The sequence below is a fragment of the Nostoc sp. UCD121 genome (assembly GCF_014222285.1).
Lineage (GTDB): Bacteria > Cyanobacteriota > Cyanobacteriia > Cyanobacteriales > Nostocaceae > Nostoc.
On record NZ_JACKZS010000035.1, the window covers coordinates 1 to 22,793 of the forward strand.

The 22,793-nt window shown below is 40.3% G+C and carries 21 protein-coding genes; 11 read left to right on the forward strand and 10 right to left on the reverse strand.

All coding sequences use genetic code 11. The features are described from left to right. Window positions 1–389: 389 nt before the first annotated feature. From GNF10_RS10240 to GNF10_RS10265, 6 genes are all read left to right on the forward strand, one after another. Window positions 390–1,421, forward strand: coding sequence for a glycosyltransferase family 2 protein (locus GNF10_RS10240; protein WP_185580352.1), 1,032 nt, complete (start codon window positions 390–392; stop codon window positions 1,419–1,421). A gap of 12 nt (window positions 1,422–1,433) precedes the next feature. Continuing rightward, entirely contained in the window at window positions 1,434–1,889 is a 456-nt protein-coding gene (pssD, locus tag GNF10_RS10245) for a PssD/Cps14F family polysaccharide biosynthesis glycosyltransferase (RefSeq protein ID WP_185580353.1), read from the forward strand. Continuing rightward, on the forward strand, window positions 1,886–2,395 hold the full coding sequence (locus GNF10_RS10250) for a glycosyltransferase (RefSeq protein ID WP_185580354.1): 510 nt from the start codon (window positions 1,886–1,888) through the stop codon (window positions 2,393–2,395). The genes pssD and GNF10_RS10250 overlap by 4 nt, the downstream gene beginning before the upstream one ends. Continuing rightward, entirely contained in the window at window positions 2,392–3,393 is a 1,002-nt protein-coding gene (locus GNF10_RS10255; protein WP_185580355.1) for a sugar transferase, read from the forward strand. Before GNF10_RS10250 ends, GNF10_RS10255 begins: the two co-directional genes overlap by 4 nt. Next, window positions 3,394–3,864 carry an anti-sigma regulatory factor gene (locus tag GNF10_RS10260; RefSeq protein WP_185580356.1) on the forward strand — a complete coding sequence of 157 codons (471 nt, stop codon included), beginning with the start codon at window positions 3,394–3,396 and terminating at the stop codon, window positions 3,862–3,864. 110 nt (window positions 3,865–3,974) lie between these two features. After that, on the forward strand, window positions 3,975–4,304 hold the full coding sequence (locus tag GNF10_RS10265) for an STAS domain-containing protein (RefSeq protein ID WP_185580357.1): 330 nt from the start codon (window positions 3,975–3,977) through the stop codon (window positions 4,302–4,304). Here the strand turns inward: GNF10_RS10265 and GNF10_RS10270 are convergent. The 4 genes from GNF10_RS10270 to GNF10_RS10285 all read right to left on the reverse strand — a co-directional run bounded on the left by GNF10_RS10270 (window position 4,285) and on the right by GNF10_RS10285 (window position 11,810). Next, the gene (locus GNF10_RS10270) at window positions 4,285–5,469 is read right to left on the reverse strand and encodes a PP2C family protein-serine/threonine phosphatase (RefSeq protein WP_185580358.1); all 1,185 of its coding nucleotides are present in this window, start codon (window positions 5,467–5,469) and stop codon (window positions 4,285–4,287) included. The two genes, GNF10_RS10265 and GNF10_RS10270, sit on opposite strands and share 20 nt — an antisense overlap. A 149-nt stretch (window positions 5,470–5,618) precedes the next feature. Continuing rightward, entirely contained in the window at window positions 5,619–9,506 is a 3,888-nt protein-coding gene (locus GNF10_RS10275) for a response regulator (RefSeq protein ID WP_185580359.1), read from the reverse strand. Further along, window positions 9,496–10,065: a heme NO-binding domain-containing protein gene (locus GNF10_RS10280; protein ID WP_185580360.1), complete on the reverse strand. Its 570-nt coding sequence runs from the start codon at window positions 10,063–10,065 to the stop codon at window positions 9,496–9,498. The genes GNF10_RS10275 and GNF10_RS10280 overlap by 11 nt, the downstream gene beginning before the upstream one ends. 815 nt (window positions 10,066–10,880) lie before the next feature. Continuing rightward, window positions 10,881–11,810, reverse strand: coding sequence for a carbohydrate ABC transporter permease (locus tag GNF10_RS10285; RefSeq protein WP_185592159.1), 930 nt, complete (start codon window positions 11,808–11,810; stop codon window positions 10,881–10,883). 126 nt (window positions 11,811–11,936) lie between these two features. Between GNF10_RS10285 and GNF10_RS10290 the strand changes: the two genes are divergently transcribed. Beyond that, complete coding sequence (locus GNF10_RS10290) at window positions 11,937–12,599, forward strand: GIY-YIG nuclease family protein (RefSeq protein ID WP_185584015.1); 663 nt, start codon at window positions 11,937–11,939, stop codon at window positions 12,597–12,599. A gap of 159 nt (window positions 12,600–12,758) precedes the next feature. Here GNF10_RS10290 and GNF10_RS10295 read toward each other — a convergent pair whose 3' ends face one another. The 3 genes from GNF10_RS10295 to GNF10_RS10305 form a co-directional block, all read right to left on the reverse strand. Beyond that, on the reverse strand, window positions 12,759–13,604 hold the full coding sequence (locus GNF10_RS10295) for a GNAT family N-acetyltransferase (protein WP_185584013.1): 846 nt from the start codon (window positions 13,602–13,604) through the stop codon (window positions 12,759–12,761). A gap of 95 nt (window positions 13,605–13,699) precedes the next feature. After that, complete coding sequence (locus tag GNF10_RS10300) at window positions 13,700–14,482, reverse strand: ABC transporter ATP-binding protein (protein WP_185584010.1); 783 nt, start codon at window positions 14,480–14,482, stop codon at window positions 13,700–13,702. Window positions 14,483–14,651: 169 nt separating this feature from the next. Beyond that, window positions 14,652–15,494 carry a methyltransferase domain-containing protein gene (locus tag GNF10_RS10305; RefSeq protein WP_185584009.1) on the reverse strand — a complete coding sequence of 281 codons (843 nt, stop codon included), beginning with the start codon at window positions 15,492–15,494 and terminating at the stop codon, window positions 14,652–14,654. 272 nt (window positions 15,495–15,766) lie between these two features. On the opposite strand from GNF10_RS10305, the gene GNF10_RS10310 reads away from it, so the two are divergent. Both GNF10_RS10310 and GNF10_RS10315 read left to right on the forward strand, forming a co-directional pair. After that, window positions 15,767–17,101, forward strand: coding sequence for a TrkH family potassium uptake protein (locus GNF10_RS10310; protein WP_185584007.1), 1,335 nt, complete (start codon window positions 15,767–15,769; stop codon window positions 17,099–17,101). 164 nt (window positions 17,102–17,265) lie between these two features. Further along, window positions 17,266–17,961, forward strand: coding sequence for a TrkA family potassium uptake protein (locus tag GNF10_RS10315; protein ID WP_012412256.1), 696 nt, complete (start codon window positions 17,266–17,268; stop codon window positions 17,959–17,961). Between the two features lie 132 nt (window positions 17,962–18,093). Here GNF10_RS10315 and GNF10_RS10320 read toward each other — a convergent pair whose 3' ends face one another. Then, complete coding sequence (locus GNF10_RS10320; protein WP_260445924.1) at window positions 18,094–19,221, reverse strand: tetratricopeptide repeat protein; 1,128 nt, start codon at window positions 19,219–19,221, stop codon at window positions 18,094–18,096. A 476-nt stretch (window positions 19,222–19,697) separates the two neighbouring features. Next, on the reverse strand, window positions 19,698–20,930 hold the full coding sequence (gene queA, locus GNF10_RS10325; RefSeq protein ID WP_185584021.1) for a tRNA preQ1(34) S-adenosylmethionine ribosyltransferase-isomerase QueA: 1,233 nt from the start codon (window positions 20,928–20,930) through the stop codon (window positions 19,698–19,700). A gap of 246 nt (window positions 20,931–21,176) precedes the next feature. On the opposite strand from queA, the gene GNF10_RS10330 reads away from it, so the two are divergent. Beyond that, window positions 21,177–21,566, forward strand: coding sequence for a hypothetical protein (locus GNF10_RS10330; RefSeq protein WP_069068139.1), 390 nt, complete (start codon window positions 21,177–21,179; stop codon window positions 21,564–21,566). 63 nt (window positions 21,567–21,629) lie between these two features. Here GNF10_RS10330 and GNF10_RS10335 read toward each other — a convergent pair whose 3' ends face one another. After that, window positions 21,630–22,127: a YraN family protein gene (locus GNF10_RS10335; protein ID WP_185584003.1), complete on the reverse strand. Its 498-nt coding sequence runs from the start codon at window positions 22,125–22,127 to the stop codon at window positions 21,630–21,632. Window positions 22,128–22,150: 23 nt separating this feature from the next. Here GNF10_RS10335 and GNF10_RS10340 point away from each other — a divergent pair, with 23 nt between their 5' ends. Next, window positions 22,151–22,747, forward strand: coding sequence for a pentapeptide repeat-containing protein (locus GNF10_RS10340; protein ID WP_260445808.1), 597 nt, complete (start codon window positions 22,151–22,153; stop codon window positions 22,745–22,747). Window positions 22,748–22,793: the final 46 nt, after the last annotated feature.

Here is a 22,793-nt window from a genome sequence, read left to right on the forward strand (position 1 = left end):
TTTTTGTTCTCGTAAGCCACACGCGAACAAATTATGATTTATTCCACTATCTATTTTCCCTTAACCGAGCAGTATTGAGATTGGCGGTTGTTTTTTCACCAGCCGCAGCGTACTTTATTCACTTTGGTGGCGGTATTTGGGGCGTTGGTGATTGAGAGGATTTTTTTAACGAACCGCAAAGTACGCAAAGTACGCGAAGGAATAAATGCTTAACTATAGGGCAATACGGTTCAGTTAAGGCTAAAACTCTTGGTCAAATTCAATTTTTTTTACGAACCACAGAGACGCAAAGGGCACAGAGAGAAGAAAGAAATGCTTAACTGAACTATTACGAATTACGAATTACGAACTTGTACTGAGCGAAGTCGAAGTATTACGAACTACGAATTATGAATCTGTCTATAATTATTCCTGTTTACAATTCTGAAGACTCTGTTGCCAAAACGCTGCAATCTGTTGTCGCGCAAACATATCATGACTTTGAAATTATCATTGTTGATGATGGTTCTATAGATAAAAGTATTGATATCTGCAAGCAATTCCATGATTCTCGAATTAAGATTGTCCACCAGAGGAATCGAGGATTAGCGGGGGCGAGAAATACGGGAATTCGCCACGCGGTAGGTGAATATTTAGCCTTTGTTGATGGCGATGACCTTTGGCTACCGGAGAAGTTAGAAAAACATTTGCAGCATTTTGAGCGATCGCCAGAAGTCGGGGTGAGTTTTTCTCGTTCTAGTCTGATTGATGACCAAGGTAAGCCTCTAGGAATTTATCAGATGCCCAAATTGACGGACATTACACCAGAATATTTGTTCTGTCGCAATCCCATCAGTAATGGTTCATCGGTGGTGATTCGTCGGGCTGTTTTGCAAGCTATCAAGTTTCAAGACAATCTTTATGGGGAAGTAGAAGATTTTTACTTTGATGACAGCTTTCGTCAATCTGAAGATATTGAGTGTTGGCTGCGGATTGCTCTGCAAACTAATTGGAAAATAGCAGGCATACCCGAAGCCCTCACCCTCTATCGCGTCAATATGGGAGGTTTATCGGCGAATATTCTCAAACAGTATGAATCTTGGGAGCGGATTCTGGTGAAAACCCAAGTCTATAATCCTGAGTTTGTGGAACTATGGGGCAATAAGGCTAGAGCCTATCAACTACGATATTTAGCTCGTCGGGCGACAAGAGGGCGATCGCCAGAAATTGCCGTTAGCCTATTGCACAAAGCTGTAAAAACCTATTGGCGGATTTTTTTAGAAGAACCTCATCGCACTTTCATCTCTTTCATCGCGGCATATCTGCTGTGGGTTCTGCCGCAATTTGCATACCAAAAGTTAGAGAAACTGATAATGCAAATAACCGGGACAAGTCAAAAACGACGTATCCAACAAGAACAAATAGCCAACCAATCAATGTAAAGGAAATTATCTATGAAAGTTTTACTGGTTTGCTCCTCTGGCGGGCATTTTAAAGGACTCCAACAATTGCATCCTTTTTGGGAAAATCATGAACGAGTTTGGGTCACTTTTCGGACTGCTACGACAGAAGCTGCTTTAACTGGAGAAATGGTTTATTGGGCCCATAGTCCCACAAATCGAAATCTTCCCAATTTATTTAAAAATTTGCTTTTAGCTTTTCAGGTAATCCGTAAAACCCGGCCACAGCTAATTTTATCTACGGGTGCTGGTGTTGCTGTTCCATTTTTAATTATGGGGAAAATCTTCGGTAGTCAAACAGCATTTCTAGAATCGGTGACTCGGATTCATACTTTGAGTTTATCTGCAAAGTTAGTGTTGCCTTTTTTGAGTGTTTTATATGTGCAGTGGCCGCAACTGCAAGCCCATTATCCAAAAGCCGAACTGATCATTCCCCAAGAAAGTTTATGATTTTAGTCACAGTTGGTACAGAACAATATTCCTTTAATCGCCTCATGTCTTGGATTGAGGTATTGCTAGAAACTGAATTAATTCAAGAAGAAATAATTGTGCAGTATGGTAACTCGACAATTTTGCCTGCTGGCGCTAGAGTTTATCGTTTCCTCAAAGAAGAGAAATTTCAGGAGTTGATTCATCAAGCGCGAATTGTCATTGCACATTGCGGAGAAGGGACTTTATTACTGCTGGATTCTCTAGATAAACCTTATATTTTGGTGTCTCGTAGCCAAAGATATCAAGAACACGTTGACGATCATCAAGTAGAACTTGCTTTAGCACTATCACAGATAAATGTTCCTATTGCTTGGTCGCCTGCTGATTTGGTGCGATTTATTAATGACCCTAGAAAAGTCTCGCTTGCAGATGTTTCCCATGCTTCAGCGATCGCTCTTTGCCAAAGTCTAAAATCCCGTTTTGATCCAACTCTTGAAGAATTATCACTAGGTATATCCAAATGACAAGTCATAATGCCAAAACTAAAATTTCTCTAGTCATTACTCGGATAAATGGAAAATTGTTAGTGCAGTTACCACCACGATTAACTGTAATTGAGGCTGTTTCTTTCCGAGAGAATTTTCAACAATGGATAGAAGACCCTAGTTTGAAAGAAATTATCTTCGATTGTGGACAAACCACGATTATCGATAGCAGTGGTGTTGGGTCATTGATTAGTAACCATAAATCTGCACAGGCAAAAAACATTCAAATCATCTTTTGGAGTGTCCATCCGCAATTGAAATTAGCTTTTGCCTTAGTAGGTTTAGAGAAAATATTTAATATCCAACTCAATACCGAGGCAATAGCCCCTACAGCAACTCGCAAACTTGAACAGCGTCCACCTTTAACCCATCCATCGGTGCGATCGCCGATGAAACGGGCCATTGATGTTGTCGGGGCGATCGCTGGCTTGGCTGTTACTGGCGTACTCTTTGTACCGATTGCGATCGCAATCAAACTTGATACTCCTGGGCCTATACTGTTTAGTCAAACTCGCTGTGGCTGGATGGGGCGAAGGTTTCGCATTTGGAAGTTTCGTTCAATGGTGACAAATGCTGAAGCACTCAAAGCCACTATTCCTAACAAAGCTTCTGGCGCTTTCTTTAAAAATGATAATGACCCACGAATTACCCGTGTTGGGCGCTTTTTGCGTAAAACCAGCTTAGATGAATTTCCGCAATTTTGGAATATTCTTACAGGAGATATGAGTTTGATTGGTACTCGTCCACCAACTCCAAATGAAATGGAACAATATGAAGTTGCAAATTGGCAAAGACTGGATGTCAGACCAGGACTAAGTGGCGAATGGCAAGTAAATGGTCGCTCAAAAATCCGTAACTTTGAGGATGTAATCGAACTAGATTTACGTTATCAAAAGAACTGGAGTTTACTTTATGATCTAAAGTTAATGTTAAAAACAATTATTGTTGTTTTCAATAAAAATTCAGGGGCAGTCTAAATGTCACTGCAAACAGATTCATTGAGCTATAATTCTACGCTGCATATTGCCAGCGATTTAGATGCAATGGCAACAGTAGTAGAATGGTTTGATCAATTCAACTGTCCACAACTACCTTATCAAGTGTGGATAGAAGGTCAAACTGCATTGATTGAGGGTTTTACAAATGTAGTTCGTCATGCTCATAGCCAACTGAATCCAGAAACACCTATTCAGTTAACAGCGACAATTTTCTCTGAATATTTTCAGATTTCTATCTGGGATCAAGGTGCTATTTTCGATTTGGAAGCAGAATTAGATAAGCTCAATCAAAAAACGAGCAATTGTAATTTCAACCCTTTGGCTCATGAAGCCCATTGGGGCTGTATTTTTCTATTGAAGCTTAGAAAAGACTACGGTTGGAATGTTAGTTATACTCGTAAAGCAGGCGAGAGAAACTGCTTATTACTTAAGAAAAAGATAACTTACTAAGTAGTAATTTTACTCATGAATATGGGGTATAACTTCTTGAAAGTTTACATCTTTTCATGTACCCAATTCTTTATTTACTTATCTCAGCAATAGGATTTTTAACAAAGATCATGAATCATCAAGTAAAAGTTATTCAACCCTGTGGAATTTTTGATGGAAGAAAAGGTAGACAAATTAATGAAGAAATAAGCAAATTGATTGAATCAGGTATTCAAACCTTTTTGATTGATTTTCAATCTATTAAGTTTATGGATAGTTCTGGATTTGGTACTCTACTTTTAACATTAAGAGTAGTACAAGAAAAACAAAGTAGACTGGTAATTTGTTCAATCAATGAGCAGATTACAATGATTTTAGATATTAGTAATACAATAAAAATATTTGAAGTTTTTCCAGATCAAGAATCATTCATCAATAAAGTTACTCAATGCCAAAGCTAATTTCTAGTAAGGAGCAGTCATCGGTAAAAATTTTGCTGCCTGTGACATTTTTGATTTTCTCTAAAATAGAGTCTAAATCAGTTTGAGATGACTGATTACATCCAGTCAGTAAATTGATAAAGCTGTTTAAATCCCACAGACTACCATCAGACTTTTCAACTTCAAAAACTCCATCACTAAAAACATACAGCTTGCTACCAGCTTCAATATCACATATCTCATTATAATATTCGTTTGTGGCATATACCCCAATGGGTAAGCTGCGGGTAATTAATTGTTTTACCTGTAACTCAGAGTCAGTTGCAAGCGACAATAATAAAGCGGGAGGATGTCCAGCACTAGCGTAAGTTAGCTGGGAAGATTTTCGGTTAAAAACTCCATACCAGATAGTAAAGTACTGATAATTTTGTTGCTCCATTTTAAATACATTATTTAAGCTTTGGAAAACTTCAGATGGATTATAGAGACTAGCTTGGGGGAGAGATTGTGATCGCAATAGATTATGTATTGAAATTGAAGGTAGAGCCGCGGCCAATCCATGACCGGAGACATCAAGCAGGTAAATTACTAAATTATCTTCATCTAGCCAATAGTAATCAAAACAATCACCACCCAATTGGTGGCAGGGTAAGAACCGGGAATTGATTGTAACTAATCCTGATATTGGTTTGGGAAGAATAGATTTTACATAATCCGCAGCTTCATTTAGCTCTGTTTCTAAAAGGTGTTTTTGAATCTGTAAATCTTGAGCTAATTTTTGAAGTTCTTGATTCATCTGATATAATCTTAATCCCGCTCGCACCCGTGCTTTTAACTCATTAACCTCAATAGGTTTGCTCAAGAAATCATCTGCACCTGTATCTAAACCTTCAACTCGATCTTCCACAGCCTTCCGTGAGGTTAGCAGGATAAAAAATGTTGTTGATAGAGATGGTTCAGATTTAATTTTGCGGCATACCTCTAAGCCATCCATTTCATCCATTTGCCAATCAGAAATGATCATCGCCGGATGGTACTTATAAGCTTGTTCTAATCCTTGTGCCCCACTTGATGCAAGAATTACTTCATATCCCTGAGCTTGAAGAGTCTGTTTTAAAACTAGTTGGATAATGCGATCATCATCAATTACTAAAATTTTTACTTGGGAATTAGATATTTGAGCCATATTTTATAGAGATTAATGGTCTGTTAACCCAACTTGATTTCCCGTAGGGGCAATTGATGTAACTAGAAAGCGTCTACTCTACGAGTTCTCCAACAGAGTAACCGAAGGGTATTGTCCCTACATTTCGTACTTGCTGCATAAACCCAACTTTAAGAAGAATAAAGGCTTTGAAGAGCCGTAATAACATTTTTATATTCACTCTCTAGATGATTAATCAGCCCAGAGATTTGATCCAATGGTTGAGTTATAGCAGCATTTTCTAGGGTTTCACAGATATTGCCCAGCTTAACAGCACCAATACTAACACTGGGCGATCGCAGAGCATGAGCAGCTTTTTGCAACTTTGCTCGGTCTTCAGCAGCAATAGCCTCTTTAATTGTCTGTATTCTAATAGGAGTATCTTCTAAGTAAATTTGGATCAGTTCAGCAACTAGCTGCTCACCATCGTTGCCTCCTATGTTTTGTAGTTCTTGCAGAAGACGTTGGTCAATTGCCTCTTGTAGATAGGGATTTGAGGATTTAGAGAGTAATGCAGACTCAGATAAATCAATCAGATCGGGAGACTCTGAATCTTGACATTGCTGAATATCAAACTTTTTCAGAACCGCTTCGAGCGCTTCAATGCGAATCGGCTTACTAATATAATCATCCATCCCTACCCTTAAGCACTCCTGACGATCTTCCAGGCGAGCATGAGCAGTCATGGCAGTTATCCAGGGTTGAGCATCAGGAGAGAATTCTTGACGAATCCGAATAGTTGTTTCCCAGCCATCCATTTCCGGCATTTGGATGTCCATAAACACAATATCGTAGCGTTGCCGTTGCAAGGCTTCTAGAGCTTCACACCCATTATTAGCCACATCCGCCCGAAAACCCAACCGTTGCAGCATCTTGAGAGCAATTTTCTGGTTTACCAACACATCCTCAACTAAGAGAATCTTGAGTGGCAAAGTTTGGGCAAGCTGGACATCAATTGTTGGGAGATTTGCTGTAGGCAAGCGGGAATAAGAAGCAATGCTAATTTTAGAATCAACTCGTTGGGTAGACCAACTACCACGCACAATTTCTAAGAGTGTATTGTGTAACTGGTACTGTCGCACAGGTTTATGCAAAAAGGCAGTAAACTCAGAGGCTACCTGCCTTACCTCCAAAGTTTGCTTGCCTTTAAAACTCAACATCACCAAAGGTAAATCTTGCCGTTTTGGTATAGCCCGGATTTGAGCCGTCAGATCGAGGATATTCAGATGGGGGCTATCGATATCCAATATAATTAGGTCAAAGGGATATCGTTGTATTAAGCACGGGACAACAGCACTCAATTCTATAGGTTGGACATTTATTCCCCAACTCTCAAGTTTCCAGGTTAAGCATTTTCTCAAACTGACATTATCTACTGCCAAGAGTAATCTTTTACCGACAAGCTCTGGATAAATACTCAAAGAATTATCAATGGTAGAAGGATCGACTTGTAGCATTAGTGTGAAATAGAAGGTAGAACCAACAGTTTCACTTTCGACCCACATTCTCCCCCCCATAATTTCGCTCAGACGCTTGCTGATCGCTAATCCTAAGCCAGTACCGCCATAACGCCGAGTCATTGAGGCATCGATCTGGCTAAAGGGCTTAAACAGTCTATCTAGGCGATCGCTAGGTATACCAATACCTGTATCGCTGACTGCAAACAGAAATTCGTAATATACGTGATCGGCAGTTGTGGCTTCCGGCTTGAGAACTTGCTGCTGTACAGTGATTGTGACAACGACTTCTCCAACATTGGTGAACTTAACAGCATTGCTCACTAAATTCCAGAGAATCTGGCGCAAGCGGGTAATATCACCAATGATCAGAGTTGGTGTATGTGGTTGTAATTCATACATCAGTTCGATGCTTTTCAAAGCTGCTTGCGGAGCGAGCAAATCTAGGGCTTCTTCCACACAAACTTGCAAGTCAAAAGGTTGTTCTTCTAACTCTAAATTGCCAGACTCAATCTTAGAAAAGTCGAGAATATCATTGATAATAGTCAATAAGGCATCGCCACTGTTACGGATAGTCTCTACATAATCGAGTTGCTCTGGTTTAAGAGGAGTATCTAAAAGTAATCCAGTCATGCCGATGACCGCATTCATCGGAGTACGAATTTCATGGCTCATGGTGGCGAGGAAATTACTCTTAGCCATATTGGCAGCCTCGGCTGCTTGCTTGGCAAGGTTAAGCTCTTCATTTTGTTGTGCTAGCAAATCGGCTTGACGGGTTTCTTTAACCAGCAATTGTGCTTGGGTGAGGGCAATACCCATTTGATCTGCTAGGTGCTTGAGGAGATCCATTTCTAAATCAGTCCATTGCCTGGGGCGATTGTGCTGATGGAGAATTAATAATCCCCACAAATCTTTCCGCACCAAAATTGGTACGATCAGATTAGCTTTCACTTGACACTGCTCCGTTTGGCAGGGTTTAAATCCTGTTAGTCCTAAATCTGAAATGGTTGTAATCTGTCCGTCACGATACAAATCTAAGTATCGATCCTGAAGACAAACATCACAGATATCCTTGTTTAAAATTACTGACCATTCCGGGACTACTGCTTCCTGAACAATTTCACCAGAACCATCAGATTTAATTTGGAAAATTAGAACGCGATCGGCCTGCAAAAGACGCTGAACTTCCGTTACTGTTGTCTGGAGAATTTTTTCTAGTTGCAAGGACTGACGAATTTCTTCAGTAATTTGTTTGAGAAGAAGAGCGCGTTGGTACTGCTCCTGTAAAGCTTCTTCTGCCTTTTTGCGTTCGGTAATATCTAAATGAGTCCCGACTATTCTCAAAAATTTTCCTTGGGAATCACGGTTTACCAACTTACCACGATCCAAAATCCACTTCCATTTTCCTGATTTCGTTAGAAAGCGTGCTTGCACCTCATAGAAAGGTGTTTTACCCCTGAGGTGAGCTATCAGCCGTTGTTGCATTAACCGTCGGTCTTCTGGATGGATCAACTGATTAGTAATTTTAATATTGTCTTCCAGTTCCTCTGGGTCATAACCCAGCATTGTGTACCAGCGTGGGCTACGATAAACTTCTCCAGTTACTAAATTCCAGTCCCAAAGCCCTTCGTCTACTGCATCCAGCGCCAATTTCAACTGCTCTTCACTCGATCTCAGGGCATTTTCTGATTTTTTTCTGAGGGTAATGTCACGATATTTCCACAAATGACCGTAAAATTTCTGATCGACCACAATCGGTACATAGTCTTGTTCAAAGATTCGCCCATCTTGAAGTTGCCACTCCTGATTGAGAACTATTTGTCCTTGGCTCAATATCTCATCTAAGCGCTGGATAAATCGTTCTGGCTCAACAAAAAGTTGTTTACTCATTTGGGATGCTTCTCGACAATCCAATCCATGTAAAACTTCTGGAGCAAGGTTAATACTAAATAGATTGCAGAATTCTTGATTTGCTAGAACAACGTGTCGGTTCTCATCTTCTAGCAAAATACCAACCTGTAAACTTTCAATCAGCTTTGTCAGTCGAGAAGCCGTAGTTCTTAATTCTACCCGTTGTTCTGTGAGTTTCGCGGTTAGTTTTTTGGCATCTGCTAAAGCTGAATTCTTAGCTTGTAAGAGAAACAGATAATCTGAAACTGAATCATATAGAGGAAAATCATCAATGCTTAGTTCTAGCTTTTTTAGAGCGGTAATATCAGTAATCCAGGGAGAGCCAAGAAATACCACATGATTGTCGTCCTCTACATACACTATCTGTCCCTTTAGCTGCATATCTTTGTGGTGGGATTGCAGGAGAAAGAGCGATCGCGTCTGTTGACAAATGGCTTCAAAACTAACTGGACAGTTGGGGCGATTGATGCGGAAATGTTCTTCTAAGGAACTATTGAGGATGGTAATAGGTTCTAAAATGCGCTGAAGCACTTCACCCGCCTGGACAATGTTCATCTCTCGATCTATGACCAGATGGAAGGGAAACAATGCTGCAAATTGGTCAGCACTAAGACTGAATTGCTTTGACCCCATAGCATTATTATTTGTCATCAGACTGAGAATCTTTATATTTAATAGAGAATATATCGTGAGGATCTCCCTGTTCACAAAAACTAATTTGGGTAACATCCACCTTGGTATCAAAGCGTTTTGCCAAGCCGTGGAGTAGACCAATCACCATTGGAGATAATCCTTGCCGAGTCGATTGGTAGTGGAGATCCATAGATTTATCACTTTTATGTTCACACTCAAAAGATGGGGGACGAAGTTCCGAAAAACTCAAACCCACCCGAGCATGAAGGTTGTCAAGATTGTCTATAAACTGGGGTAAGGAATTTCCAGCGCTGGCTAAAAGCTCTCCATAGCCTTCTTCGGCAGTATAAGTAAGCCAGTATTCTCCAAAGGCTTTCAGAATTTCGTGTGCAGGCATACTCAATACCTCACAAGCGGCTTCAACTAAGCAGTAGGTAACATCGTCAGGATAACCATCCATACCAATAAAAAAGTCAATATCTTCAAGTGCAGCCTTTTGTTTAATGGTTTCCCAAGTATCCTCACCGTGGTATTTGCAAATCATATCTTGAATTGCTTTGTTAACTAGACCGTACATTCTCTTAGCTCCTCTGTCCCAAAAAAGAGTAACTTACTTAGACAAACTTTTGATATTAAAAGTATTTTTAATCAGGTAAAAATTGAATATAGCCTATAATTAGTAATTTCTTAAAATTTATAACCTTCGTTCTTATATTTGGTCTTATGGTATAAACTAAATTTTTTAAATAGTTGTCAAGTTTCCTTTTGCCGGTTCGCTGACTAATTGAAATGTTTTTGTAACCCTTACTTTTTCGTAGTAAATTGCGATCGCCTATGGTGGGGTGTAGTCCAATACGGTTTGGATAAGCAGCGGAAGCAGGGCAGGAAAGAGGTTATTGTTCAGTAATTCTTCTCTCAAGAACAGCTTTTCTTCTCCCCCTGCTCCTGCCTGCCTTAACCAAAAAATTCCTTAACTGAACGGTATTAGGGTGTAGCCCATCGCGCTCTAAACAAGTATTTTACTCAAGTCAAATCCAGTATGGATTTCGCACTCTTTATCCTCAATTTGGTAGAAAATCTCAATTAGTCTTGATGCGCGTCGTTATGTGCGTTTAATAGACTGTTCAGATGGCAATTCAACAAGTATATTATGTCACTTTATTTTTCGCCACTATAATATTTATGCTGGAATTACTAAGATTCCGCACATACATACAAAATTAGTATTTCTCTACTACTATCTTTCTCTAAATGAATTGCATACCCAGTAAAGGTAATTCAAGCTGTCAACCTTTCGTAATTGGTTGCTGCACAATGCTTGTAGTCAAGCACTGACAACAAAAAATGTAAATTTTTGTATCAATTTCAATATTTCTGAAATTAAGTAAATATTCAGATTGTGATATTATCTCCACCCTCTTGATTGATGACTAATCGCAAAATTGATAACCCTAAAATTATCAAAAATAGCACTAAACCAATTGTGCAAGCATAGCTGATTTCTAAGTTACTAAAAGCTTGCTCATATAGGTAATAAACAATCGTTTTTGAGCTACTGAGTGGGCCCCCTTGGGTCATAATGTATACTTCTTCAAAAACTTTGGTTGCAGAAATAGCTGAAATCACCGCTACTAATGCTAAATATGGCTTCATCAAAGGTATGGTAATATCCCAATGTTTGCTGATACCATCGGAACCATCGATCGTAGCAGCTTCGTATACATCAGCAGGAATTGATTGCAACCCCGCTAAATAAATCACCATATAGTAGCCTAGTCCCTTCCACACGGTGACAGCCATAACGCTGGCAAGAGAAATTGGTATAATGCCAAAAATTTTTGCTGGGCTAGTTAGCCAAGGAATACCTTCTGGAAAAAGCCCCAAAGCTTTTAAGAACTGATTCAGTAATCCGTTTTCTGCATACAGCCATTTCCAAGCTATTCCTGCAACCACCATTGAAATTACTACTGGGGTGTAGTAGGCTGCTCTAAACCAATTCATCCCCCGCAGTTTCTGATTTACCAAAATTGCCAGCAATAAGGGAGCAATTACCAAAATTGGGACTACGCCCACAAGATATAAAAAAGTGTTTTCTAAGGTTTTCCAAAAAACTGCATCCTTCCAAAGTTTAAGAAAGTTGGCTAAACCTATCCATTGTGGCGGCTGGGCGATATCTTCATAGCTAGTAAAGCTGAGGTAAAACGCTTGCAGCGCTGGCAAAAAGACTGTTAACCCCAAAAGAACCAAGGCGGGTAGTAAAAATAAATAAGGGGTAAGTCGCTGTTTGATGAATATCCAATTTTTAGGTGTTAATTGATTCATATAAGGTCTAATAGTTGTTTTCGCTTTGTCAGCAAGAATTTGGGGATGTGAGTAGATTTAAGCTTCAATATTCTAAAGGCATATATTTGCTTGCGTCGCTAATTAATAACTCAGAGATCAACTACGATGGAAACCCAGCACAACTCGCCAATTGAACATCAAAATGTCCCCATAAACCACCGTGGGCTACATGAATTTTTGTATAGTTCCGATGACGAACATACTGCCATTGAGGTGAGTATAACCCCTGAGATGGCAAACAATGGTACTGAAATTATTGGACTTGAGACTTGGAGTGCATCTGCTCAGAACGCTAAAATTGCCGGTGTTTACTCAGTATTAGATGCAGAACGCCGCGTGCAGTACATTGGCTATTCTCGGAATGTGTTGCTTTCCTTAAATAGTCATGTCACCCAAAATGGTCAAGAAAAGTGTGCTTTTGTGCGCGTGCAAGCATTCAAGTTTCCCAAGCGTCAAGATATGGAAGACTTGCGAGATGCGTGGATAGCAGAACTCGAAACCACACCACCTGGTAATGCAACAGATTGCGAAATGTGGGCTAGTACAGTAGGTGAAGCTGCAAAGGCGGTAATGTCCGAGGCGGAACGTCAAGCTTATGAGGAGAAAAAGTTAAAACTGCGGAAAGCAATGGCTGACACAAGCCTCTCTAAAGAATCAGAAACAATAGATGCGAGTATAGCCGAACGTCAGCGTCAACTTGAAGCTGCTGTGACAAATGATGACTGGAGTGTAATTATCGATGCACAGACCCAAGAAACCAAATCTTAGGATGAGTGTTCAGTCCTCTCGATATTTCCCCACTTGGATAGCCTATTATTTTTTAAATAGGGTTTGAGATGCGCTGACTCTGGTGTTTTAGGAGATGGAGATGCGATCGCAGTTTACATAACTTCTCCCATAGAAAGTAATTTAATTGGAGCGATCGCTTTATGCTAACTCGTTTGGTGTGAATGAGTATTCATGCCAATCGCTTATGGGGCGATACCCAATCGTTTGATAAATATGATTGGCTGTGGGATTGGCTAAATCTGCTATGAGGAAACAATGGCGGCATCCCTGGTCTAGCAGTTTTTGGCTTAACGCTGTGACACAGGCAGTAGCATATCCTTTGCGACGATACTCTGGTGGTGTATAAGCTAAATTGATCCGACCAATTGTAGGTAACACTTGTTTACTAGACGCAATTGAAACTGGAGTGCTATCAACCCAAAAATAAGTATTCTGCTGTTTCAACCGATTATCTACTTGGTGTTCGATATCTTCGCTCTCCGCTTGATCTATCTCAGATAAAAATGCAGAAAGCCACTCGATCAAAAGAGAGCGATCGCTCTCTTTTGCCAGTCTGAGATATCCTCTGGCTGTTGAGACTCTTTGCACTGCCGTTAATTGGTAAATTTTCATTAGCATCGACCGTTGAGAAAATTGTCCTGTCAGGGCTTGCCAAGCCTGCGAAAATATTTCTACCTCTTCAGCTGGCCCGATGCTTCCTGGCAATTGCTCTTGACGCAAATCTTGAGCAATCAATCGCAAAGTATCCATATTCTGGGCTTTGGATAGGAGCAATTTTTGGGGTGGGGTGCGGATGGCGACAGCCAGAATCTCTCCACTTGTTTGGACAATTGCTAAATAAGGCTTACCCAGATAACGTTCTGGGTTATGCAACAAGGTATGCAAAATACTGAGCAAAACATTATTTTCTACTTGATGCTGAAGTAAGTAAGCCTGAGTGCAGTGCCAGAATTCCTGAATGTTATCGAATCGACGTAGTTGCATGATTTACCTTCCTCACGAACCAAGTAAAGAGTTGTGTTATCTAGAACTTTAGTAGTAAAAGGGTGTATCTAATTCTGGTTAGCAAAGTAATAGAGTTATGCTGACACAGCAGAAATTGCACAAACTTGTAAACCCACAGGTGTCTGAATAATCACAGATTCCACACCAAATACTTGGGCGATCGCATTTGGTGTCAAAACTTCTTCAGGTTTACCAACTTCCCAAAGATGACCTTGTTTTAACAAAGCAATGCGAGAACTATATCGTGCCGCTAGATTCAATTCGTGTAGAACAGTAACAATAGTTAATTCTTGCTGTTGATTCAGATTTTTTAGTAATTCCAATAATTGTAATTGATAGTTGATATCTAAAAAAGTTGTCGGTTCGTCTAATAATAAAACTTTTGGTTCTTGCGCTAGTGCTAAAGCTAAAAAAGCGCGTTGTCTTTCACCACCGGAAAGTTCTTCAACTAAGCGATCGCTCAATTTTTCTAGTTGCGTCTTTTGAATTGCAGCTTCCACTTTCACCCAATCTTGAGCGTTTAATTCCCATTGCCACCAAGATTGATGTGGCGTGCGTCCTAAACTTACTAATTGTCGCACTGTTAAGCCCACGGGAACGGTTTGTTGTTGCGGTAATAATGCCAGTTTCTGGGCAACCAAATTTGGGGGTTGGGAATGAATTGCTTTGCCATCAAGTAGAACTGTTCCCTGCTGTGGGGAAAGAATACGACTCAGCAATTTTAATAAAGTAGATTTACCTGAGCCATTAGCACCAACTAAACTCAACCATTCTCCTGTTTGTAGAGTGAGGTTAATGTCTTGAACAATTGGTACTGTGGTGTAACCGCCTGTGAGATTTTGCAGTTCGAGTGGCATTTCAGGAATTTAACAATAAGAAACTTAATTTTAGAAGGTTTCCCCGATATCTGCATGAGAATTTACAAGCTTTGCGATCGCTCCTAATCTTGTATTAAGTATAATAATGTATCACTAGGAACATCTACTTCAATGCTCCTAGATTACATCTTTTTGCTGAAGTGGAATTCTACTTATTGCCGCACAATAAGCCAAACCGAATTAACCCACGCTCATAACCGCGACGCATTAATCCCAGTGATAATGCACCTTGGATGGTAGTCCAACCAGCATTTAGTAGACCCCAAAGCGCTTGGGGAGTGAATGCAGAATCAATTACCACATTCCAGAAAGGGGCGACAGCAGTTGACCAATCAGCAGTGCGAATATTATGTAATGGTAGCTGGTGTGCGATCGCTTCATACTGTGGCAAAGAAATCACATAAGGCAAACAATACACCCGATAAATATCCTGCAAATGCTTTTCCTCATCTGCTGTTAATGGAGACTCATCAGTTGGTCGATGACACCAAGTCACCATAATTAACTTACCACCAGGCTTCAATACTCGATAACACTCCTGGAGAAACTTGGTCTTATCTGGCATGTGTTCACCGCTTTCTAACGACCAAACCAAGTCAAAAGAATTATCAGCAAAGGGCATTGCTTGAGCATTTGCGACTTGGAACTGTGTTTTCAGACTCAAATTAGCTTCCAAGGCGCGTTCCGTTGCTCTGGCTGCTTGTACAGGACTCAATGTAATCCCTGTAGCCTTAGCATTAAACTTTTGTGCTAAGTATAAAGAACTACCGCCAATTCCACAACCCACATCTAGGATATTTTCTGCTGATTGTATCTCTGCCCAATGAAGCAATTCTTCGATTAAATCAATTTGAGCCTGACGGCGGTCTTTTTTATGGGTACCATCGGCACCATAATAGCCGTGGTGCATGTGTTCGCCCCATATCTGTTCCCACAGACCAGATGAAGCATCGTAAAATTGCTGAATTTGCTGATAAAGTGTTGCACTCATGAAAAAGTAGTATTGAGACGAAGTAGAATTCAAAAAAACATACTGGTAGACTACCATGTATGTTTTTAATTAAATAAGGGTATTTTTGTTTTAAGAAAGCTAAACCGGAATTAATCCTCTTTAGAAAAATTTCTCAGTTTTACCCGAACAAACTGTTCTTGCTCAAAATTATACCAACTATCCAAAAAACATACGATATCCAAGAGGCGTAAACCCAGTTTAAATCTAACGCTCTTAACTACTAATTACGAATCGCGAATTACGAATTAATTATGACTGTTGCTCGGACAATTTGTTTGGGATTTTTGGCTGTCATTGCTGTCGGTACTATCCTGTTAATGATGCCTTTTTCAACTAGTGCTGGTAGCTGGAATAACCTGATTGTGGCACTATTCACCTCGACATCCGCAGTTTGCGTCACAGGTTTATCAGTAGTTGACCCTGGTACTTATTTTTCCTTTTGGGGTCAATTGTTTATTGCACTATTAGCTCAGATTGGCGGGTTGGGTTACATGACAACTACCACATTTCTGATTTTGCTCATTGGCCGTAGGTTTGATATGCGGCAAAAAATAGCGATTCAACAAGCTTTAGATCGACCAGGGATGAGTGGTAGCGCCCAAGTTATCCGTTCAATTATTGCCACAACATTAATTTTTGAGATTACAGGCACATTCTTACTTCTACCAGCTTTTGTTCCTGAGTATGGATGGGGTAAAGGACTTTGGTTAGCAATTTTTCATAGTATCAACGCTTGGAATAATGCTGGTTTTAGTTTATTTAAAGATAACTTAATTGGCTATCAGTCATCTTTCTTAGTAGTCTTTACCATCACAATGTTAATTATCTTTGGGGGAATTGGCTATCAGGTAATTTTGGAAATGTACCTTTGGTTGCGCGATTGCCTTTTCAAAAAAAATCATAAACAAATATTTTCTCTAGATTTTAAAGTTGCAACTAGTACAACTATTATATTGTTAGTAATAGGAGTAATTGCATTCTTTTGTATAGAGATCAGAAATCCAGAAACATTTGGTTCTCTAAATTTTCGTGACCAGATATTACTAGCTTGGTTTCAATCAGTTACTCCTAGAACTGCTGGCTTTAACACTATAGATATTGGCAAAATGACCAATGCTGGTCTATTTATTACGATTGCGCTAATGTTTATTGGTGCAAGTCCAGGTGGTACGGGAGGAGGCATGAAAACAACAACTCTCAGAGTCTTGACCAGTTGCACCAAAACGATTCTTCAGGGGAAAGAAGAAGTTTTATTGTACGATCGCAAGATAGCAATATCTTTAATTTTGAAAGCTGTGGGTGTGTTGGTAGCTTCAGTAGCAACCGTGATTTTAGCTACTATCTTAATTAGCCTTACAGATCCAACTTTGGATTTTATTCAAATTTTGTTTGAAGTAGTATCAGCCTTTGCTACTGTGGGACTTTCTACAGGTATTACAGGAAGTATCTCTATAACAGCAAAGCTCATCTTAATTATGACTATGTACATTGGACGAGTAGGTGTTTTACTACTGATGTCCGCAGTACTAGGAGATCCACGCCCTACCAGAATTCACTATCCTGAAGAAAATCTCCTCGTGGGATAGTTAGGGAGTCGGAAGTGGGGGGATAATAATTCTTGACAACTCACTAATGACTAATGACTAAACTGATAAAATATACATTGGAAGGCAAAAAATAAGATTTTTAATTCAAGTATCATAACCGTTTTTTGCCCTAAATACAGGGAGCCATTATAAGGATAAAAAGGGTGAATCTTTCATCATTAAGTTTTTTTCGCAGTTTACGTAAAGATAACCAACAATTTGCTGTAGTTGGATTAGGTCGTTTTGGTAGATCCGTCTGTTCTACACTGCATAACTTCGGTTATCAAGTACTGGCAACAGATATTGATGAAAAACGAGTTTCCGAAGCATTAACTGAGGGAATAGTTGGTCATGCTTTGCAATTAGATTCTACAGAACCAGCCGCACTAAAAGAAGCTGGAATTTTTGAATTTGATACTGTAATCGTAGCGATTGGCAACTACGTTCAAGAAAGCATTATAACCACCCTAAATGTGAAAGAGGCTGGTGTACCCCATGTAGTTGCCAAAGCTTCTAGTGAAGTTCATCGTAAACTATTGCGGCGAGTAGGAGCAGATCATGTTGTTTTTCCTGAGTATGAAGCAGGTTGCGCCCTAGCGCGTACACTTACTAAACCAGCAATTTTAGATCGATTTGATCTAGACCCAGATAACAGTATTGTAGAGTTGATTGTGCCTGATGAATTTCACGGCAGAACAATCACAGAGCTTCAACTTCGTAACCGCTACGGTTTAAATTTGTTAGCGGTGAGCCAGGATGGTAAATTTCAAATTAATCCTGACCCAACCAAACGTTTAGAACGTGGTTCAGCAATGGTAGTTATTGGCTGCAATAAAGATATCAATCGTTTGCCGATTTAAAAAATTTAGAAGTCATTAAATTTTAGATTTTTCCTTCAATCCAATTTGCACTGTAAGCACACCAAAATTGCTACTCAAAATCTAAAATTGGCAGAGTTAGAAGTTATTAATTTATTTCTAACTCTGACTTTTTTATTGTCCGGAACTCGTTGAAGTAGATTGTTGTTCAACTGAGACAGGGTTTTCTAGTTGATTTGGCGTTTGTGGCTCAGGTGTTTGTATTAGATTACTTGTGTTGTCTAGAGTCTGAGAGGGAGTAGGTGTTTGACTGGCTTGAGGCTGCTGTTGCCCACTTTTCTGAGCAATTTGCTGCATTAGCTGTTCAATTTTTTCAGCTTGCTCAATCTTCCCTTGTTCACGATACTCCGTATGGGCACGTTTCAAGACTCCATTCGCTTTCTTTATGTCGCCTTGATTATATAAAGTGACTCCCAAATTATAGTAAGCTGAGGCGTTTTTAGGATTTAGGCGAATAGCTTGCCGATAAACAGAAATAGCCTCAGAAGCTTGGCCTTGGATTGCTAGCAGATTTGCCATGTTGTTGTAAGCTGTGGCATTTTGAGGGTCTGACTGCAAGGCTTGACGATAAGTTGCGATCGCTTGCTCTGTTTGACCTTGTTGTTGCAAGGCGATCGCTAAATTAAAATAAGCGTTGGCATTGCTGCTATCTAAATTAATTGCTTGCTGGTATGTTGCGATCGCTTCCGGTAGCTGTCCTTGTTCATACAGCACCAAACCCAGATTATACAGCGCTGCTACCTTCGTGGGATCTATCACAAGGCTTTGACGATAAGCCGTAATCGCGGCATCTTTTTGTCCCTGACGATGCAGCACTAACCCTAAGTTGTAATAAGCTTCACTAAAATTAGGATTAATCCTAATCGCCTCTGTATATTCTTGTAAAGCTACATCTAGGCGATTTTGCTCCATGAATATATTACCTAGATAATTTAGCGCAGCCCCAAGGTTAGGATCTCGCTGCAATGCTTGACGAAATGCATATTCTGCACCCTGTAAGTCTTTGCGGTTATAGCGCGTGACTCCCTGCTGGAAAAAGCTAGCTGCTTCAAGATCCTGAGAAATTGCGGTTTCTGCTAGCAGCTTGCTTCCTGGAAAATTAGTAATTGCCGGTGCAGCTAAGACCAAAAACGCAGAGGAAGCAAACAGAAGTCTGAACAGGGGCTTTTTCTGAACAGAGTTTTGGTGAAATAAGAAGTGTAACCACGGCTGAGTTTGACTTTTTCTAGACAGGAGTGACATAGATGTACTTATGCTCATATCTTTATAAGTCAGAATACCCACCACAGCATGAAAAATTGCAAATCAAAAAATTAAGAATTTCTCACTCTGGGAGCATCCGACTTTTGTGAAAACACCCTTGTCCTTGCTCAGTTGCTCTGCATACCGTAGTTAGTGCAATATTCTACAGGTTTTATAATCTGCTAATAAGCAAATTTAAACTAACTGTTCTTTTATTTTCATGCCATCTTTCTTGACTATATTTGACAAATTTAATTATGAAATAATGCATAAAATTAATTGTCTTGAATATTGCAATTCTGCAACAAAAAAATAAGAGCAAATAGAATATACAGATTTAGGTAATCTCATTTTCCTTGTTGACTAAAGTTTATTGTTTTTCATAGCAGTTTAAGCTCCATGAGCATTTTTAGAAAACGACAAATAAGAAGTGGAGGGATTAAAATTTAATGAATCTTATTGCCCTCACACTTGACTTAAGACTTTATGGCTTCCGGCAAAATTAGCATAGCATCACCAAAAGAATAGAAACGATACTTGGAAGCGATCGCTTCGTTGTATATATTCAATAGCCGTTGCCTGCCAATTAGCGCACTTACCAACATCAGCAAACTGGAACGTGGTAAATGAAAATTGGTAATCAAACCATCCACCACCCGCCATTGGTAGCTGGGATAAATAAACAAGTCTGTTTTACCGCAAAAGGGTTGTAAATTCCCAGATTTCGCCGCCCCTTCCAAAGCCCTTACTGCTGTTGTTCCCACAGCAATAATTCGACCGCCAGCTGCTTTGGTAGCGCGAATTTGCTCTACTGTGGCGGCGGGAACTTCAATCCATTCTTCATGCATCTGGTGAGTAGTTACGTCTTCCACTTCCACAGGGCGAAAAGTGCCGACACCAACGTGTAGCGTGACAAAAGCTTGATTGATATTGCGATCGCGCAGCTTTTGTAATAATTCTGGGGTAAAGTGTAATCCTGCTGTCGGTGCTGCGATCGCTCCTGGCTGTTCGGCATAAACTGTCTGATACTGCTCATCAGCAGCTGAAGAGGTAGTAATGTAGGGTGGTAACGGTACTTCACCAAATACCTCTAACAGTTGCACCAAAGGCTTTCCCTCTGGCACATCAAATTGCAACAAACGCCCCCCAGTTGCTGCATCTGTTTCTAAAACTGTAGCGGTGAGTTGTTGACTGGTTACTGAGGAAAAATCAAGGGAGCAGGGAGAAGAGTTTTCCCCTCTGCCCCCAGCACCCTGCCCCTCTGCATCTTTTGAATGCCCAATCCCCTGCTTTGCTTCAAAAATAATCTTCGTTCCCTGTTTGAAGCTTTTTCCGGGCTTAACTAAAGCTAACCAACAGTTATACTGCCGTTCTTCCAACAGCAACACCTGGATTTTAGCACCAGTGGTTTTATGACCATAAAGCCGAGCTGGAATAACCCTTGTATTGTTCATGACCAACAAATCACCAGAGCGTAGCAGTGCAGGCAAATCATGGAAAATATGGTGAGATGCTTCTGTTTCAGCGCCTGTAGTCGGAGAATCAACTACCAGTAACCGGGAACTATCTCTAGGAACTGCTGGGTTTTGGGCAATGAGTTCTGGAGGTAGTGTGTAGTCATAGCCTGCTACCGAGCAATCTAATTCAAAATTTTTTTCTTTGGGGCTAGATGTATCTTTCAACTTGGCTTCTACTAGTTTTTGCTTTATTTAGTATTTATACTCTCTGACAAAAAGCTGTTTTTAGCTTTCCCTTCTAAAGGAACTTTAAGGCATCTTTGCCCAATTTTGTCGCGAGGCTATAAGATTGTTACTATTAAGTAACACGGAAAAATTAACATAAAAATTGGGTAAACCTCCCCATCTAAAAACGGGGGCTTTTACCCTACCGGGAACAGGCACTGATTGACGAATATAGATATGTAGGATTGGCTTTGATCCCAAGCACCAACAAACATGGAATACTTGTACTATCTGGCAAATGCCAGTCTAACCCTGAGGGTCGTTCAACACCTGCACGCTAGACCCCAGACACCAGTTTCGTTCGTCACCGTAATTCATCAAATTGATGGCTGGGTGGTTAGGATCAAACTCAGAGGTCAAGTCTCGCCCCAAGAAGATGGCGACTTTCGCGCTTTTCTAAATGAATTAGGAATTAGCTATGAGCCACCAATGAGGGTGCAAATGGCACTTTGGAGTTTAGAAGCGGGACAATGCCCTGTGGACGTGATGCGTCGCTATCAGGTAGCGATCGTTTCTCATGGTAGTCCAGAGAGAGACGAAATCGAAGCTTTCCGGCAACAGTTTGTCAGGGGCTTAGGCTACTGTCCAGAAACTTTGGCGTAATACCGTTTGGTTGTAACGCCAGTACATAATTATTGGTAATCAGGATATTTTATCCATTACCAATTAACCATTATCAATTGAAGAGTCGAAAGCTGCCAGAATGTATTCTTGCAGCTTAAACTTATATTCGGCTGCTGATGAAGTAGCAAGAGCTTCCTGAGTTGCTATAACCGCAGTCTGATTTTTTGATATCCTTTGACAGTAGACAATAGCAACATCAAATCGGCAAGCATAATCCGCCTTTTCAGGGTACTGGGCTAAGAATATTCCAGCTGTCCGTAATATTTTTGCTTGCTTTTGTGGGGTGATGGCGCTTCTTCCCCCTGCATCCCAACTCCCTGAACTGCGCGTTTTGACTTCAACAAATGCCAATAATGATTGCTGAGTAAGGAGTTTTTCCCCAGTTTGTCCATCATATTGAGCAATAATATCGATTTCTCCATAACGGCTAGAAAAGCGACGATGCAGAATTATCCAACCTGTAGATTGCAACCATTGGGCAACTAGGTCTTCTCCTAAATGACCAATATCTGGATAATGAGATGGAGGAAGGTTAGTCATTGACGAAAAATATCATAAATTCTATGAATTCTAGATTAAGCGATGCTTGCGGCGGGCTACGCCTACGCACAGCAGGTTCTAAACTCGACTCATCCCGAACACATTTCGGGTTGAAGCGTAAGACAGCCTATCACTTTTGGACAAATATACTCAGCTTATTCTTGTGGGGAATAATTGGCATCACTGCAACGCTCGGTTTTGCTCCAACAGCTTTGGCACTCGAATATAATAAAGAGATTTTGGTCGAGGCTGATTTTTCAGGACGTGATTTAACAGATTCCAGCTTTACCAAAGCTAATCTTCGCCAGAGCAACTTCAGCCATGCTAATTTGAACGGTGTCAGTTTCTTTGCAGCAAATTTGGAGTCTGCAAATTTAGAGGCAGCTGACTTGAGAAATTCCACTTTAGACTCGGCTCGTTTAGTTAGGGCAAATTTGACAAATGCGCTGTTAGAGGGTGCTTTTGCTGCTAACGCCAGATTTGATGGCGCAATCATTGACGGGGCAGATTTTACCGATACGCTGCTGCGTTCGGATGAGCAAAAAAAATTGTGCAAACTTGCCAAAGGGACTAATCCAACCACAGGAAGAGATACGCGTGACACGTTGTTTTGTCCTTAGTATTTTCTACTGGAATTGGGAATTGGAAATTGGGCATGGGTCATTG